The 15,117-nt window shown below is 58.1% G+C and carries 15 protein-coding genes and 1 pseudogene; 12 read left to right on the forward strand and 4 right to left on the reverse strand.

The annotated features are described in order from the left end of the window. Window positions 1-69 precede the first annotated feature (69 nt). Window positions 70-789 (reverse strand): annotated as a pseudogene (locus tag QMP16_RS09875) (2-keto-4-pentenoate hydratase); the annotation flags it as partial. Between the two features lie 85 nt (window positions 790-874). On the opposite strand from QMP16_RS09875, the gene QMP16_RS09880 reads away from it, so the two are divergent. Further along, window positions 875-3,091 carry a response regulator gene (locus tag QMP16_RS09880; RefSeq protein WP_282152233.1) on the forward strand — a complete coding sequence of 739 codons (2,217 nt, stop codon included), beginning with the start codon at window positions 875-877 and terminating at the stop codon, window positions 3,089-3,091. Between the two features lie 9 nt (window positions 3,092-3,100). Beyond that, the gene (locus QMP16_RS09885; protein WP_282152234.1) at window positions 3,101-3,562 is read left to right on the forward strand and encodes a VOC family protein; all 462 of its coding nucleotides are present in this window, start codon (window positions 3,101-3,103) and stop codon (window positions 3,560-3,562) included. On the opposite strand, the gene yaaA is transcribed toward QMP16_RS09885, so the two are convergent. From yaaA to QMP16_RS09900, 3 genes are all read right to left on the reverse strand, one after another. Beyond that, window positions 3,553-4,323: a peroxide stress protein YaaA gene (gene yaaA / locus QMP16_RS09890; protein ID WP_282152235.1), complete on the reverse strand. Its 771-nt coding sequence runs from the start codon at window positions 4,321-4,323 to the stop codon at window positions 3,553-3,555. The two genes, QMP16_RS09885 and yaaA, sit on opposite strands and share 10 nt — an antisense overlap. 35 nt (window positions 4,324-4,358) lie before the next feature. Continuing rightward, window positions 4,359-6,398, reverse strand: a complete 2,040-nt coding sequence (gene recQ, locus QMP16_RS09895; protein WP_282152236.1) for a DNA helicase RecQ — start codon at window positions 6,396-6,398, stop codon at window positions 4,359-4,361. Window positions 6,399-6,484: 86 nt separating this feature from the next. After that, the gene (locus QMP16_RS09900) at window positions 6,485-6,775 is read right to left on the reverse strand and encodes a YggT family protein (protein ID WP_108860000.1); all 291 of its coding nucleotides are present in this window, start codon (window positions 6,773-6,775) and stop codon (window positions 6,485-6,487) included. Between the two features lie 132 nt (window positions 6,776-6,907). On the opposite strand from QMP16_RS09900, the gene QMP16_RS09905 reads away from it, so the two are divergent. The 10 genes from QMP16_RS09905 (at window position 6,908) to smpB (ending at window position 15,114) form a co-directional block, all read left to right on the forward strand. After that, window positions 6,908-8,275: an MFS transporter gene (locus QMP16_RS09905; protein ID WP_282152237.1), complete on the forward strand. Its 1,368-nt coding sequence runs from the start codon at window positions 6,908-6,910 to the stop codon at window positions 8,273-8,275. Further along, window positions 8,272-9,135 carry a penicillin-insensitive murein endopeptidase gene (mepA, locus tag QMP16_RS09910; RefSeq protein ID WP_282152238.1) on the forward strand — a complete coding sequence of 288 codons (864 nt, stop codon included), beginning with the start codon at window positions 8,272-8,274 and terminating at the stop codon, window positions 9,133-9,135. The genes QMP16_RS09905 and mepA overlap by 4 nt, the downstream gene beginning before the upstream one ends. Further along, window positions 9,108-9,992, forward strand: coding sequence for an esterase-like activity of phytase family protein (locus QMP16_RS09915; RefSeq protein WP_282152239.1), 885 nt, complete (start codon window positions 9,108-9,110; stop codon window positions 9,990-9,992). Before mepA ends, QMP16_RS09915 begins: the two co-directional genes overlap by 28 nt. Before the next feature lie 91 nt (window positions 9,993-10,083). Next, entirely contained in the window at window positions 10,084-10,728 is a 645-nt protein-coding gene (locus tag QMP16_RS09920; protein ID WP_282152240.1) for a queuosine precursor transporter, read from the forward strand. A gap of 262 nt (window positions 10,729-10,990) precedes the next feature. Further along, window positions 10,991-11,410, forward strand: a complete 420-nt coding sequence (arfB, locus tag QMP16_RS09925) for an alternative ribosome rescue aminoacyl-tRNA hydrolase ArfB (RefSeq protein WP_058272882.1) — start codon at window positions 10,991-10,993, stop codon at window positions 11,408-11,410. A gap of 60 nt (window positions 11,411-11,470) precedes the next feature. Continuing rightward, window positions 11,471-12,217, forward strand: a complete 747-nt coding sequence (locus tag QMP16_RS09930; protein ID WP_282152241.1) for an SDR family oxidoreductase — start codon at window positions 11,471-11,473, stop codon at window positions 12,215-12,217. An 81-nt stretch (window positions 12,218-12,298) separates the two neighbouring features. Further along, complete coding sequence (locus QMP16_RS09935) at window positions 12,299-13,312, forward strand: P1 family peptidase (protein WP_282152242.1); 1,014 nt, start codon at window positions 12,299-12,301, stop codon at window positions 13,310-13,312. A 113-nt stretch (window positions 13,313-13,425) separates the two neighbouring features. Continuing rightward, window positions 13,426-13,839 (forward strand): c-type cytochrome, encoded by a 414-nt coding sequence (locus QMP16_RS09940; RefSeq protein ID WP_058272885.1) that lies wholly within the window; start codon window positions 13,426-13,428, stop codon window positions 13,837-13,839. 208 nt (window positions 13,840-14,047) lie between these two features. Beyond that, entirely contained in the window at window positions 14,048-14,590 is a 543-nt protein-coding gene (idi, locus tag QMP16_RS09945; RefSeq protein ID WP_058272886.1) for an isopentenyl-diphosphate Delta-isomerase, read from the forward strand. Window positions 14,591-14,637: 47 nt separating this feature from the next. After that, window positions 14,638-15,114 (forward strand): SsrA-binding protein SmpB, encoded by a 477-nt coding sequence (gene smpB, locus QMP16_RS09950; RefSeq protein WP_058272887.1) that lies wholly within the window; start codon window positions 14,638-14,640, stop codon window positions 15,112-15,114. Window positions 15,115-15,117: the final 3 nt, after the last annotated feature.

Below are 15,117 nucleotides of genomic sequence, written 5' to 3' on the forward strand. Positions count from 1 at the left end.
TAACGGCCCGAATGATCCGACGGAAATCAGGTCCCCCGGTTGAAATTCAATCCCTTTGGACATTAACCAAAGGGCGGCATTGGCCGGATGCCCCAGTACCGCTGTGCCCGGTACCTGCGCCAGAATCTCGTCATCTGCGGCGCGGAGGGTGACGGTCATATCGGTCAGTGCCTGCGCTATGGCTGCCGGATCGGACACAGGGATTTCTGCACCCAAAACGCCCAGTTTCGGAGCAACGCCAATTGCTGTCAGCGTGACCGGGGTGATCGGTTCGCCCTCGGCAAAGGTCAGGTCCGGCAGTCCGATAAACGGGCGGATGGCCGAGACGTGTTGCAGCACCTCCTCTGGCGACGTGGCCTGATTGATATCCGCGTCGCCAACAACCAGCACTAGATCGGCCTCAAACACCGGTCGCGCGCCCCAATCTGATGGAACGGTCGCGCCGTCATCCAGCATCATGTCGCGGAACAATACGCCCTGAACCGGTTCGGATGCGCCAAATCTTTCTTGTGCCGGCGCGCTGGTCAAACCGGCCTTGTAGCCGATGACCGGCCCTAAATGTGGCTCTAATGCGGACATTATGCGCGCTTGCGTGCACAGCGCGTCATTCATTGTGCCATTAGATGAAAGGGCAGGTGTGGGTGCCGCTGAGAGGTAATCCGCTACGAACCGATCGATCTGACCATCCGTTGCGCAACCCGCCGCCACAGGATGGGCAAACACGCCACAGGCCAACAAAGCGCCGAAGAAACCCCGCATATCACACCTCCATTTTGGCAAGAGTGACATGAGGCCTGATCATTGGGCAACGGCTTAAACAGTTCTTCACTCTCTGCCCGGATGCTGGACGCAGATTGTCCCGGAAACACCAAAGATGAGTCTTGCAGGAAAACTGTCACAGGAACGGCGCGCACGTCTGGCGGCCGAGCGGTTGTTGGAAATGAAACAGGCAGAGCTGTCGGCCGCGAACCGCAAACTGGGCCTGCATGCGATGGCATTGACCAAGCGGATCGGTGAAACACAGGCCGAGGTTGAAACGGTCCGGGGTGAGAATGAAAAGGTTAAATCCGATCTGACGGTCGCCAACGCCAAGATCGAGGTGGCCGAGCGACGCCTGTGGCATTCAATCCAAACCATTCAGGATGGATTCGCGTTCTTCGACGAGGAAAGTCGCCTGATCGGGGCAAACGCGGCTTACTTAAGCGTCTTTGACGGGCTGGAAGAGGTTGCGCCGGGTGTGACCTATCCGAGGATTCTGGAGATTCTGACGACTGAGGGGCTGATTGATCTTGGGTCCGAGCCGACGCCCGCCTGGCGCGATAGAATGCTGCAGCGATGGGTGATGCCACACCCCCAGCCCGAGGTTATCCGGCTGTGGAACGGCCATTACATTAAGCTGATCGACCAGCGCGGTCATGGTGGCGATGTGGTGAGCTTGGCCCTAAACATCACCGCATCCGTGCGCCATGAGGCCGAATTGACCGCTGCTCGTGAACGGGCCGAGGCAGCAAACCGCGCCAAATCGGCCTTTCTGGCCAATATGAGCCATGAAATCCGAACCCCGATGAACGGCATCGTGGGCATGACCGAATTGCTGACCGAAACACCTTTGGATGAAGAACAACGGCTGTATTTGAACACCATCCGCAATTCCGGCGAAGCGCTTTTGGTGATTATCAACGACGTCCTGGACTATTCCAAGATCGAGGCGGACAAGCTGACCCTGCACCCGGAACAGTTCGACTTTGAACGCTGCATTCTTGAAGTCGCGATGCTGCTGCAACCCAGCGTGCGCGATAAAGGTCTGACGCTATTGGTGGATTACGATCTGTTCCTGCCCACATTGTTTGTCGGCGATCCGGGGCGGGTCCGGCAGGTTTTGACCAATCTCGTCGGCAATGCGGTCAAGTTCACGTCCGAGGGCCATGTCCTGATCCGGGTCACCGGCGTGCCGAACCCGGATGCCCAATCCTGCGATGTGCATGTCGCGATCGAAGATACCGGCATCGGCATCGACGAAGACAAGATCGGGCACATTTTTGGCGAATTCAATCAGGTCGAAGACGAGCGAAACCGGGCCTTCGAAGGAACCGGTCTGGGATTGGCAATAACGAAACGGCTGATCACATTGATGGGCGGTTCAATCTGGGTGGATAGCGAGCCGGGGCAGGGGTCCTGCTTCGGGTTTCGCGTCTCACTGCCGCCCGCTGAAGGCCCGCAACCCGCCCCGCCCGATCTTGACGGGCGCCTGCGCCACGTGATGATCGTCGAGGATCTGGCCGCCAACTGCGCGATCCTGTCCAAACAGCTGGGGCGGCTGGGGGTGCAGGTCACCATTTGCACCTCGGGCCGAGAGGCGCTGACGGCGCTGGACGACAGTGTGGACCTTCTGCTGTGCGATCATGACCTGCCCGACATGGACGGGCTTGAGCTGACCGTCATGCTTAAAGACAGGGGGTGGGGCGCTCTGCCGATTGTCGTGATGTCGGCCAATCCCGGTGTCATTCACGCCCACCCCGCGCGCCACCTGATCGAAGGCGTTCTACAAAAACCGATCCCCAGGGCCGAGCTGTACGCGCGCCTGAAGGCACTTGGCCATCCAAAGGGCGCTGAGGCGCTTTCGGAGACCGCACCGATCAGCCAGAAACTTAACCAGCCTGCTTGCGAAGGAACGCAGCGCATCATGCGTGTTCTGGCGGCCGAGGATAACCGGACCAACCAACTGATCCTCAAAAAGATGGTCAAGGATCTGCACATCGACCTGCGCTTTGCCAGCAACGGGATCGAAGCGGTGCAGGAGTATCAGGAGTTTGACCCCGACCTTATCTTTATGGATATCTCGATGCCTAAAATGGACGGCAAACAGGCCACAGCCGAAATCCGGCGCCGTGAAATTGAGACTGGCCGTCATGTTCCTATTGTCGCCCTTACGGCTCATGCGATGGCTGGTGACGATCAGGGAATCTTATCTGCCGGACTGGATCACTACCTGACCAAACCGCTGCAAAAGCAGACGATTCACCAGATGGTTCTGACCCATAGACCGGATGATTGTTGCCCGGTTGTTGCAGAGGAAATCTGGGCAGATTAGATTGAATCCATGTCTGAAGATCGTGGATTTCGACCCCGCGCGCTGGGTGAAATTGCCATCCGCTGCGTGGATATGGCCGCCATGGTCGCGTTTTATGAAAACGTGATCGGGTTAGAGCGTCTTAGCGGTGACCACAACAGCGCGATCACCTTTTTCCAGATTGCGCCCGGATATGGTGGCCATCCGCAGGTCCTGGCCCTGTTTCACCACACCGCCGCCCCGCGACCAGGTCTGCACCCGACCGGGTCGCAAAAACCGGTGACAGGTGGGGCGTCATCCCTGCATCATATCGCCTTGTCGTTGCCATTCGACGAACAAGAGGCAGTGATGCAGTGGTATGACCACCTCAGTCAGCCCTACCGGGTCGAGCAGTTCGGATGGATCGGCTGGCGCGGCATCTTCACCGAAGACCCCGAAGGCAATACTGTTGAACTCGTCGCCTATGACCCGTCTATGTTGGATCAGGCCTGATAGGGCCGCACAAAGACGGGTTTGTTTTCTTCTGACAAATCGGGGCGGTATTCATAGCCACCTGAGTCAAAGTCCAGCAGTCCTTTGGGGTCGTCCAGTCTGTGCTGAATGACATACCGCGCCATCGCACCGCGCGCTTTTTTGGCGAAAAAGCTCACGATCTTTGGCGTGCCGGCTTTGTCTTCCATGAAAACAGGGGTGATAACGCGTAGCTTTAGCGCTTTAGGGTCTACTGCGCCGAAATATTCCTGGCTGGCGCAGTTGACCAGAACGTCCGATCCAACCTCAGCACCTTGCGCACTAAGCGCTTTGCTCAGCTGATCGCGCCAATATTCATACAAGTTCTTTCCGCGGCGGGTTTTTAGCTTGCTGCCCATCTCAAGCCGATAAGCCTGAATGGAATCCAGCGGGCGCAGCACACCGTACAGACCGGACAGAATGCGAAGATGATCCTGCGCCCAGGCCATCTCCTCGGCATCCAGCGATGCAGCTTCGAGCCCCTGATAGGTGTCGCCCGCAAAGGCCAGCGCGGCGGGGCGTGTCACATCCGCCTCGGGCGCATCTGAGAACGCGCGATACCTGTCGCGGTTCAGGCGCGCGAGATCATCGCTTAGGTCCATCAGCTTTTTCAGATCGCCCAGTGTCAGATTGCGGGCGGTCTTTGACAGGCGGATGGCATCGTCCTGAAAGTCTGGCTGCGTGACCTCGACATCCCGTTCTGCCCAGTCCAGCCGCTTGGCCGGGGAAATAACTACCAGCATATCCGCTCTCTTTCCTTGCCTGTTCTGGGCCGTATCTAGTCCGTCTGTCGCAGCACGTCCAGAAAGGCGGCCCCAAACCTTTCGTGACGGCGGTCACCCAGAACATGTTCGATCGCGCGCGGGTCATCTGACCGCAATTGTGCGACCTTGGCCAGTTGCGAGGCCGAGCAGGTTAGCGGCTTGTCGATCCCGTCTGGACCGCGTGACAGCTGCGACTGCACTTCAAGCAACTGGTCATAGATATCGCCCTGATCCCGGCCAGCCAATTTGCGGCGCGCGGGATGAACGGCTTCAACCTCACCGGCGACGACTTCAAGAAACGTGTCACCGTAACGTTCCAGCTTTTTCGCGCCGACCCCGCCAATTCGGGCCATATCGTCCAGCGACATGGGGCGTTTCTCGGCCATTTCGATCAGCGTGCGGTCGGGGAAGATGACATAGGCCGGAACCCGCGCGGCTTCGGCTAAAGCGCGCCGTTTGGCTTTCAGGGCCGACAGCAGCGGCGCGTCTTCCTCGGACACCATCATTTTGACCGCCGGGCGACGTCCGGCCTTGCGCAATGTGTCCTTGCGCAGGTTGATCCGGGCCTCACCCTTCAGGATGGGCTTGGCAGCCTCGGTCATTTGCAGTGCGCCGTGGCGTTCGGGGTCCGGGCGGACCAGATCATACCCCATCATCTGCCGGAAGATGGCCTGCCATTGGGGCCGCGACCACTCTTTGCCGATCCCATACGTCGACAGTTGGTCATGGCGCCGGGCGCGGATCTTGTCGGTTTCATTGCCCAGCAGGATGTCGATCAGGTGGCCGGCGCCGAACCATTCCTCGGTGCGCAGGATTGCAGACAAGGCCATGCGGACGGGCGTGGTCCCATCGAACACTTCGGGCGGGGTGTCACACAGATCGCACTTGCCGCAAGGTTCTGCCTGTTCTCCGAAGTAGCCCAACAGAGTCTGACGGCGGCATACCAATGCTTCGGCCAGACCCAATAGAGAATTCAGGCGTGCATGGTCGGCCATGCGACGTTCTGGCGGGGCCAACCCTTCGTCGATTTGCGAGCGGCGCAGGCGAATATCGTCGGGGCCAAACAGGGTCAGCGTTTCGGCAGGGCCACCGTCACGGCCGGCACGGCCGATTTCCTGATAATAGGCCTCGATGGATTTGGGCAGGTCGGCATGGGCGACCCATCGAATGTCGGGCTTGTCGATGCCCATGCCAAAAGCCACGGTGGCAACCACGATCAACCCGTCTTCGCGGGCAAAGCGGGTTTCGACGATGCGGCGATCCTCGGCCTCCATCCCACCGTGATAGTGGCAGGCAGAGTGCCCCTCGGCGCGTAAGGCTTGCGCGAGCACCTCGGTTTTGTTGCGCGTGCCGCAATAGACGATGCCGGATTGCCCTTTTCGGGCGCCGGCAAAGTCGAGGATCTGTTTGCGAGGGCCATCCTTGGCCCCAAAGGCAAGGTGGATATTGGGTCGGTCGAACCCGCGCAGAAACTTGTTGGGGGGCGTGCCGTCGAACAGTTTTTCGACAATCTCGTCCTGCGTTTCGGCATCCGCGGTGGCGGTGAAGGCGGCCAAAGGAACGCCCAACGCGCGCCGCAGCTCACCGATCCGCAGGTAATCGGGGCGGAAATCATGGCCCCACTGGCTGACGCAATGGGCTTCATCCACGGCAATCAGACTGACGTTGATCCGGCGCAGCATCCCCAGCGCCGACCCTGCCGCCAGACGTTCGGGGGCCATGTAAAGCAGCTTGAGCCGCCCGTCCTCCAGCGCTTCCCACACGGCATCTGTTTCTTCGGGCGTGTTGCCCGAGGTCAGAGCACCTGCTTCAACGCCGGCCTCTTGCAGCCCGCGAACCTGATCGCGCATCAGGGCGATCAGCGGGGAAATCACCACCGTCACGCCGTCCCGCATTAACGCAGGTAGTTGAAAACAAAGGGATTTACCGCCACCCGTCGGCATGATTGCCAGCACGTTTTCACCTGCGGTCACGGCATCGACGATCTCTTCCTGCCCGGGGCGGAAGTCATCGAATCCAAAGACATCTCGCAGCATCGGTGCGGCGTCGAACATGTGCGGGGTTGCCCTGTTTTAAGGTTTATCTGCTCTTAAGACAGGACAATCACATACTAAGATTCGGTGAACAAGAGGGATCAGCCTCAGCTCAGGGCCAGAAAGAGTTCCGGCAGGACGTAGCTTCGCAGTGAAATGATGATGATCAACACGACCAGAGGCGTCAGATCGATGCCGCCAAGATCGGGCAGCACTTTGCGAATAGGGCGATAAATCGGCTCCAATATCCGATTCAACCCGTACCAAATCTGGGCAACGAATTGCTGGTGAAGGTTCAGAACCTGAAAGTTGATCAGCCAGCTCATTATGACCTGAATCAAGACGAACCAATAGGCGATGCTCAATACCAAGTCGATCGGGCCGAAAATTGCCATCATATTCGTATTCTCCAAGTCACGTTTCGCGAGAGGTAGTGGCTAGCGCGGCAAAGAGCAAGTGTGCGCTAACAGAACCCTTGCGAAATAGGCCAAAGACCCGTCTTATGAAAACAACGATAAACAGGGGCAGTTATGGCAGAAATTTCCAAGCGCAAGCGCATTTGGGGTTGGTGGTTTTTCGACTGGGCCAGTCAACCGTATCACACCTTGCTGGTTACATTTGTCTTTGGTCCCTACTTTGCCGGGGTGGCGGCAGAGTATTATCTGACGTCCGGTCTGGATGCCGATGCGGCCGATGCGCGGGCGCAGACGGTGTGGGCGAATTGCATGACCATCATTGGTCTGATCATCGCTTTTGGCGCGCCGTTGATGGGGGCCATGGCCGATGTTTCGGGTCGCCGAATGCCATGGATTTTCGCGTTTTCGGTGATGTATGCGGTTGGCTCTGCCGCGCTTTGGTACACGATGCCCGACGGGTCGAATATGTGGCTGATGCTGTCGGCCTTTGGTTTGGGCTTTGTTGGCGCGGAATATGCGTTGATTTTCATCAATTCGCAGCTGCCCGATTTGGGGGACGAAAATGAGGTTGGTGAGATTTCGGGGTCAGGATTTGCCTTTGGCTATTTTGGTGGGCTGATCTCACTTGCGATCATGCTGGCGCTGTTCGTCGAGCAGGCCAACGGCAAGACCCTGATCGGGATGGATCCGCTGTTTGGGTTGGATGCCTCAATGCAACAGGGCACACGTTTTGTGGGGCCATTCACGGCGGTTTGGTTCGTTCTGTTCATGATCCCCTACTTCCTGTGGGTCCGGGATGATGCGCCGACCGACAAAAAAGGCAGTGTGGGCGATGCGCTGCGCCTGTTGGCCGAGTCGATTTCCAACCTGCGTCACCGGGTCAGCCTGGCCACCTACCTTGGATCATCCATGTTCTACCGTGACGCTTTGAACGGGCTTTACACCTTTGGCGGTGTTTATGCGCGGCTGGTGCTGGAATGGGACCTGATCAAGATCGGTGTCTTTGGTATCGTCAGCGTTCTGGCTGCGGCTGCGTTTTCGTGGGTCGGTGGTAAACTGGACAAGAAATACGGCCCTAAACCGGTGATTTTGGTGGCCATCTGGGTGTTGATCTTTGTGTGCATCACCATCGTGTCGATGGACCGCACACAGATCTTTGGCATGTCTTTACCCGAAGGATCCGGCCTGCCTGATCTGGTGTTCTTTGGCTGCGGTGTTCTGATCGGCGGAATGGGCGGTATTCTGCAATCCGCCAGCCGTTCGATGATGGTGCGTCACACCGACCCCAAGGCCCCGGTCGAGAGCTTTGGGCTTTATGGATTGTCGGGGCGTGCCACAGCCTTTGCCGCCCCCTTACTGATCGGAATAGCCACAACTGTAACCGGCAGTGCAAGACTGGGGGTGTCACCCATCGTTCTGTTGTTTATTCTGGGGCTAATACTGATGCGCTGGGTGAAACCGGAAGGGGATCAGAGCAGATGATTTTATTACGTTTTTTGACGATACTGGCCGCGATTGTTCTGACGAACACTGCTACGGCGCAGCCTCTGGCAAAGCAGTTGTTCGGGGCGCAGAAAGCAAGTTCGCAGCAAAAATCCGCAGCCTTCGGCAGTTATTCCCGTGGATGCGCCGCAGGGTCGGTGCAATTGCCCGAAACGGGACCGACATGGCAGGCGATGCGGCTGTCACGCAATCGCAATTGGGGGCATCCTGAGGCGATTGATTATGTGCAGGACCTTAGCAAGTTCGCGGCAAAGCAGCCCGGGTGGAACGGGCTTTATGTCGGCGATATCAGCCAGCCGCGCGGTGGGCCGATGACATCCGGGCACCGCAGCCATCAGCTGGGTCTGGACATCGATATCTGGATGCTGCCCGGCGACAACATGCGCTTAAGCCGCAAGGCGCGTGAGAATATCTCGTCAATTTCGCTGCGCCGGTCGAATGGCGCGTTTGTCAACGGTAACTGGACGCAACAACACCATGCCGTGCTGCGCCAGGCCGCAAAGGACAAGCGTGTTGCGCGTATTTTCGTCTTTCCCGGTGCCAAGGTGGAAATGTGCAAAAACGAGAAGGGCAATCGTGCCTATTTGCGCAAGATCAGGCCCTGGTGGGGTCATCATTATCATTTCCACGTGCGCCTGAAGTGCCCACGCGGTTCGAATGGTTGCGTTAATCAAGATTCCCCGCCAAAAGGGGATGGTTGTGCCGAGGCGCAGCAATGGGTGAACAATATCCTTAACCCACCCCCGCCCGACCCTAATGCCCCAGCGCCCAAGAAACGGCGTGAATACCGATTGGCCGATCTGCCTCAGCAATGCACACAAGTTCTGCAATCCAACTGATCGTCGCGATAATGCTGGCCGGGGCGGCTTGGGCAGTTGATCACAATACGTCCAGCCATCTGAGCAGTTTCACATGGCGTCACCCGGCCGAATGGTTTGGCGGATTCTCTGCCATCCACATCTCGGATGATGGCCGCCATTTGATGGGAATGACAGATCGGTCGACGCTGATCACCGCGCGGGTCGAGCGCAATGATGACGAAATTTCGGATATTCATATCACCGGAAACTGGCCTCTCATTTCCAGCCGGGGGCGCCCCCTGATCGGCGGTGCCGGGGATTCCGAAGGCATAGCCATTGCGCCCGATGGCGGTCTTTATGTCTCGTTCGAAAACACGCACCGCGTGGCATATTATCCCGCGCCAGGGACCAAAGCGCAGGTACTGCCGCGGCCCCAGGCGTTTGATGGCCTTGAGCTCAACGGCTCGCTCGAGGCGTTGGCCATTGATCAACGCGGTCACCTTTTCACAATGCCCGAGGAAAACCGAACAGCGACGGGTGATATCCCTGTCTATCGGTGGGACGGTCAGGCGTGGTCGACGCCCTTCGTTTTGCCGCAACGGGGGGACTTTCTGCCAGTTGCAGCAGATTTCGGACCGGATGGCAGGCTTTACGTTTTGGAACGGGATGTCGGTTGGATCGGGTTCCGTTCGCGTCTGCGGCGATGGGAGTTGGACGGTGACACCCCAAGCACCGAAGAGGTTCTGTTCCAAACCGGGACCGGTGCACATGACAACCTCGAGGGTTTGTCTGTCTGGCGCGACGACGAGGGCCGTTTGCGGGCCACAATGGTGTCAGATGATAATTTTCTGGCGCTTCAGCGTACTGAACTGGTCGAGTATGCTCTGCCTGATTGACACGTCCAAATCAAAGGTCTAGAAGCGCGGCTTGCCTTGGGACGGTCCCTTGGCCAAGTCGCCGCTACCTTGTCAAAACGGGCATCTGAAAATGCAACGCGCTTATATACCCGGCATTATTGCCATGGCTGCCATTGTTGTGGCCTCGAACTTTCTGGTTCAGTTCCTGATCTTTGACGGGCTGCTTACCTGGGGTGCTTTCACCTATCCGCTGGCCTTTCTGGTCACCGACATCATGAACCGCGTCTACGGCGTGGCGACTGCCCGCAAAGTCGTGTTTGCCGGGTTTGTCACCGGTATCATCTGCTCGCTGATCGGCAGCCAGATTATGCTGCAGGGTGATGGATTCACCTATGCCGCTGTGCCGCTGCGAATCGCAGTCGCGTCCGGGACCGCATTCCTGCTCGCACAGCTCACAGATGTCACTGTGTTCAACTCATTGCGTGGCGGCCGTTGGTGGCGTGCGCCGCTGGTCTCGACCCTGATCGGTTCGGCGTTGGACACTACGCTGTTCTTCACCATCGCATTCTCGGCTTCGATCACATTCTTTGGTGCCGACGCCGACGCCGCAATCAGCTGGGCGTGGGAGCCTGTACCCTTCATGCTGACCGGCCCGATGGCGCCCCTTTGGCTAACGCTGGCCTTTGCTGACTGGCTGGTGAAATTGTCGCTGGCGATGATCGCGCTGATCCCGTTCAAGGTGATCGTCGCGCGGTTGACCGCTCAGCCCGCGTAAAAAAACGTTTTGAGTTTCGTGCAACTCGTGGCACGATTCCAGTAACCGAAACAGTTTGAAAGGAGGTGATCCAATGTCGAGAAAGGGATTGGAGAGAGGTGTTGGAACAACCGGGGGGATCGCCTGTTAAGGCAGCCCTTGGCGGAGCGCTCGCTCCGGCTGGTCGATTGATCTAACCGACCCAACCTCCTGAGCTTTCGAAGGGCCGTCCCATGCGGGGCGGCCCTTTTTGTTTTCGGATCAGGCCTGTAAGGTCAGCCTCATGTTGCGCATCACCGACGATATCACCCTGCAAGACTGGGAAATGACCGAGAGCTTTGTTCGCTCATCCGGTCCCGGCGGGCAGAACGTGAACAAGGTGTCCACCGCCGTCGAATTGCGGTTCGAGGCGGCGCGCTCACCTTCTTTGCCTGATCCCGTCAAATCGCGGCTCAAGCGTCTGGCGGGGCGACGCTGGACCAAAGAGGGCGCGATCATCATTCAATGCGACGAAACCCGCAGCCAGGCGCGCAACCGCGAAATCGCGCGCAACCGGCTGGCCGAGTTGATCACCCGCGCTATGGTTAAACCCAAGCGCCGTATCGCCACCAAACCCACCTACGGTTCGGTCAAGCGACGTCTGGCTTCCAAAAAGGCACGCTCAGACGTCAAAGCCTTGCGCGGTAAGATACCCGAAGATTGATCTGGTATCTTTGCGGCGCATCGCTACTCTGATTTTGCGCAGCTGCAAAAGGACAAGATCATGAGGTTAGAGGGAAAAACCGCAATCGTGACCGGTAGCGCATCAGGCTTTGGTGCCGGGATCGCGCGGAAATTCCTGTCAGAAGGTGCCCGCGTCATGATCGCGGATATCAACGGTGATGCGGCCGAAGTTCAGGCCAATCAATTGGGCCCGAACGCCTTTGCACATCAGGTCGATCTGGCCAACGGCGCATCGGTTGAGGCGATGGCAGACGCAGCCTTTGATCGACTGGGGCATCTCGATATCTTAGTCAACAACGCCGGCGTCACCCACCTTCCCACCCCGCTGGAGGAAGTGAGCGAAGAGGATTTCGACCGGGTTTTCAACGTGAACATGAAATCTGTCTATCTGACCGCCCGTGCATTGGTTCCGCATATGAAATCGCGTGGTACCGGCGCGATCCTGAACGTGGCCTCGACGGCTGGCCTGTCGCCGCGTCCGAATCTCAACTGGTACAACGCCTCCAAGGGGTGGATGATTACCGCGACCAAGACCATGGCGGTCGAACTGGCCCCATCGGGTGTCCGGGTAAACGCCATCTGCCCGGTTGCAGGGGAAACGCCCTTGCTCAAGTCTTTCATGGGCGAGGATACGCCCGAAATTCGCGCCAAGTTCCTGTCGACCATCCCGCTGGGCCGTTTCTCAACACCCGAGGATATGGCCAACGCCGCCTGTTTCTTATGTTCCGACGAGGCCAGCATGATCACCGGCACAGCTTTGGAGGTCGACGGTGGCCGCTGCATCTGATCCGCTCTTCATCTGGCAAGAAATATCCCCGCCGGAGGCAGCGCGCCTGCGCGCTCTTCTGCTCCAGCATCTGAAAACGCAATGACCTCCGGACCCCGAAACCTGATCACCGATGTTCCCGGCCTTTTGGTTGGAAACGCTCAGGATGACGCGCTCAAATCCGGTGTAACCGTTCTGACGGCACCCGAACCCTTCACGGCCTCCGTTCACGTGATGGGCGGTGCGCCAGGCACGCGGGAAACCGACTTGCTGGCACCTGACAAAACCGTGTCGCGCGTAGATGCCATCGTTCTGTCCGGTGGTTCGGCCTTTGGTCTGGACGCCTGTTCCGGGGTAGCTGACGCGCTTAGGGCGCAACACCGCGGGTTTGAGGTTGGCAATGTCGTGGTCCCTATCGTTCCGGGGGCGATCCTGTTTGACCTGCTTAACGGTGGCGACAAAGCCTGGGCCCAGAACCCCTATCGTGCGCTTGGGCGTCACGCATTCGAGGGCGCGTCCGATCAGTTCGATCTGGGTACTGCTGGCGCAGGGACTGGTGCCTTGGCTGCCATGCAAAAGGGTGGGCTCGGATCCGCCTCGTTTGTGATGGAAAACGGGGTCACGATTGGCGCATTGGTTGCCGCCAATCCACTCGGCAGCGTCACCACACCGGGTGACCGTCATTTCTGGGCCGCTCCGTTTGAAATCGGCGACGAATTCGGAGAATTAGGGCCTGATTCCAACACGGGTCTTGGTCGTGTCTTGACCAGTCGCAAGGCCAAAGCAATGCGACCCGCCCAGCCGGACAAGGCCAACACCACCATCGCAATTGTTGCCACTGACGCGGCGCTGTCCAAGCCGCAATGCCATAGGTTGGCGGTGGCTGCCCATGACGGGATCGCGCGGGCGATTGTTCCCGCGCACACACCAGGCGATGGCGATCTGGTGTTCGGCGTCAGCACAGGCAATCACGACCTTCCAGAGGCTGAACTGGGGCTTCTTGGCCATGTGGCTTCGATCTGTCTGTCGCGGGCCATCGCGCGGGCTGTATTTCTTGCCTCGCCAGCGGCGCGGGATCTTTTACCCTGTTGGTCCGGCTTACATGACTTAAGTTAAGGACGGCCTATATGCCGCAGTGGCACAGTGCCCTCGCGCGGCAATCTGCGCGTTGACTCTTTTTTGCGCCGACGGTCCATTCGGTGCAGCCAATTCGTATCGGAGCAAAAGCTATGAATCGCATTCTCGCGACCGCAATCGTCGGCCTTCTGGCCCTTCCCGCATATGCCGAAGGTGACGCCGAAGCCGGAAAGAAGACTTTTAACAAGTGCAAATCCTGTCACCAGATTGCCGATCCTGAGGGTGAAGTCATCGTAAAGGGCGGTAAAACCGGTCCGAACCTGTATGGGATTGCAGGCCGGACCGCAGGAACCGTTGAAGAGTTCAAATATGGTGACAGCATCGTTGCCGCTGGTGAAAACGGTCTGGTCTGGGACGAAACGACATTCGTCGAATATGCAAAGGACCCCAAGGCGTTTCTGAAAGATTATCTGGGTGAAACCTCGGCCAAATCCAAAATGACCTTCAAGCTGAAGAAGGGTGCCGAGGATGTTTACGCCTATATCGTAAGCGTTTCTGGCGAATAAAGCCGCATACCAAACACCGTTTGAGGTTACAAAAGGCCGCAGCCCCTGCGGCCTTTCGTGCGCTTGATAACCGCGTTGAACAGCGCCAATTTGAAAGCGCGCGGTATTTCATGCATTGCACGCATAAATTCGCAGAGCCAAGCCGACCCGGTGGCAGCCAATTTCGAATTTCCGGCCCTTCGGGTGGATCGGCAGCAGGAGACGACAGATGGGAATCATGATCCCGGCCTGGGTTGATGGCGAGTTGACCCCAGTGGACAAGCTTGAGGCGCATGAAAAAGGCCTGCGGCACAAGGCGGTGTCTGTCTTTGTCGTGCGCGGGACCGAAATTTTGATGCAGCGTCGGGCTTTGGGCAAATATCATACCCCTGGCCTTTGGGCGAATACCTGCTGCACCCACCCCGACTGGGGTGAGACACCGTCTGTCTGCGCCGTGCGCCGGCTGCGCGAGGAATTGGGAATTACCGGGCTTTACCCGGAATACCGTCACCGGCTGGAGTATCACGCCGATGTCGGCAACAACATGATCGAGCACGAAGTGGTCGACATCTTTCTGGCCCATGTGCGCGGCCCGCTGAAGATTGAGCCCAACCCGGAAGAGGTCATGGAAATTCGCTGGGTCGATTACCACGATCTTCTGGCCGAAGTGCAGCGTTACCCCGAGCGATTTACACCGTGGCTCAAGATCTATTTGCACAATCACGCCGACACTATTTTCGGACCTGATCTGATTATCTCGGCCACCTCCTGACGGCTACGCCTTGCAAGGGCCGCCCAAGCCGCATAGATCAACGCGTCATGGCTAAGCAAAAGACAGACCCGAATTACAAAGTCATCGCCGAAAACCGGCGCGCGCGCTTCGATTACGCAATCGAGGACGATCTTGAGTGCGGCATCATGCTGGAAGGGTCCGAGGTCAAATCCCTGCGCGTAGGTGGGACGAACATCGCCGAAAGCTATGCCTCTGTCGATGATGGCGAGCTGTGGCTGGTCAACAGCTATATCGCCCCCTACGAGCAAGCCAAATCGTTCAAGCACGAGGAACGCCGCCGGCGCAAACTGCTGGTGTCACGCAAGGAATTGTCGAACTTGTGGAACGCGACCCAGCGCAAAGGCATGACACTGGTGCCGCTGGTTCTGTATTTTAACCACAAGGGCAAGGCCAAGATCAAAATCGGTATCGCCAAGGGTAAGAAAAACCACGACAAGCGCGAAACCCAGGCCAAGCGGGACTGGTCACGACAAAAGCAGCGGTTGATGAAGGATCATAGCTGATCC

Origin of the sequence: Ruegeria atlantica, from assembly GCF_947495585.1 — a bacterium.
GTDB classification, from domain to species: Bacteria; Pseudomonadota; Alphaproteobacteria; order Rhodobacterales; family Rhodobacteraceae; genus Ruegeria; species Ruegeria atlantica_G.

Coding starts and splice junctions, on each gene's coding strand:
- QMP16_RS09880 (WP_282152233.1), top strand. CDS start 875: ATGAGTCTTGCAGGAAAACTGTCACAGGAACGGCGCGCACGTCTGGCG.
- QMP16_RS09885 (WP_282152234.1), top strand. CDS start 3,101: ATGTCTGAAGATCGTGGATTTCGACCCCGCGCGCTGGGTGAAATTGCC.
- yaaA (WP_282152235.1), bottom strand. CDS start 4,323: ATGCTGGTAGTTATTTCCCCGGCCAAGCGGCTGGACTGGGCAGAACGG.
- recQ (WP_282152236.1), bottom strand. CDS start 6,398: ATGTTCGACGCCGCACCGATGCTGCGAGATGTCTTTGGATTCGATGAC.
- QMP16_RS09900 (WP_108860000.1), bottom strand. CDS start 6,775: ATGATGGCAATTTTCGGCCCGATCGACTTGGTATTGAGCATCGCCTAT.
- QMP16_RS09905 (WP_282152237.1), top strand. CDS start 6,908: ATGGCAGAAATTTCCAAGCGCAAGCGCATTTGGGGTTGGTGGTTTTTC.
- mepA (WP_282152238.1), top strand. CDS start 8,272: ATGATTTTATTACGTTTTTTGACGATACTGGCCGCGATTGTTCTGACG.
- QMP16_RS09915 (WP_282152239.1), top strand. CDS start 9,108: ATGCACACAAGTTCTGCAATCCAACTGATCGTCGCGATAATGCTGGCC.
- QMP16_RS09920 (WP_282152240.1), top strand. CDS start 10,084: ATGCAACGCGCTTATATACCCGGCATTATTGCCATGGCTGCCATTGTT.
- arfB (WP_058272882.1), top strand. CDS start 10,991: ATGTTGCGCATCACCGACGATATCACCCTGCAAGACTGGGAAATGACC.
- QMP16_RS09930 (WP_282152241.1), top strand. CDS start 11,471: ATGAGGTTAGAGGGAAAAACCGCAATCGTGACCGGTAGCGCATCAGGC.
- QMP16_RS09935 (WP_282152242.1), top strand. CDS start 12,299: ATGACCTCCGGACCCCGAAACCTGATCACCGATGTTCCCGGCCTTTTG.
- QMP16_RS09940 (WP_058272885.1), top strand. CDS start 13,426: ATGAATCGCATTCTCGCGACCGCAATCGTCGGCCTTCTGGCCCTTCCC.
- idi (WP_058272886.1), top strand. CDS start 14,048: ATGGGAATCATGATCCCGGCCTGGGTTGATGGCGAGTTGACCCCAGTG.
- smpB (WP_058272887.1), top strand. CDS start 14,638: ATGGCTAAGCAAAAGACAGACCCGAATTACAAAGTCATCGCCGAAAAC.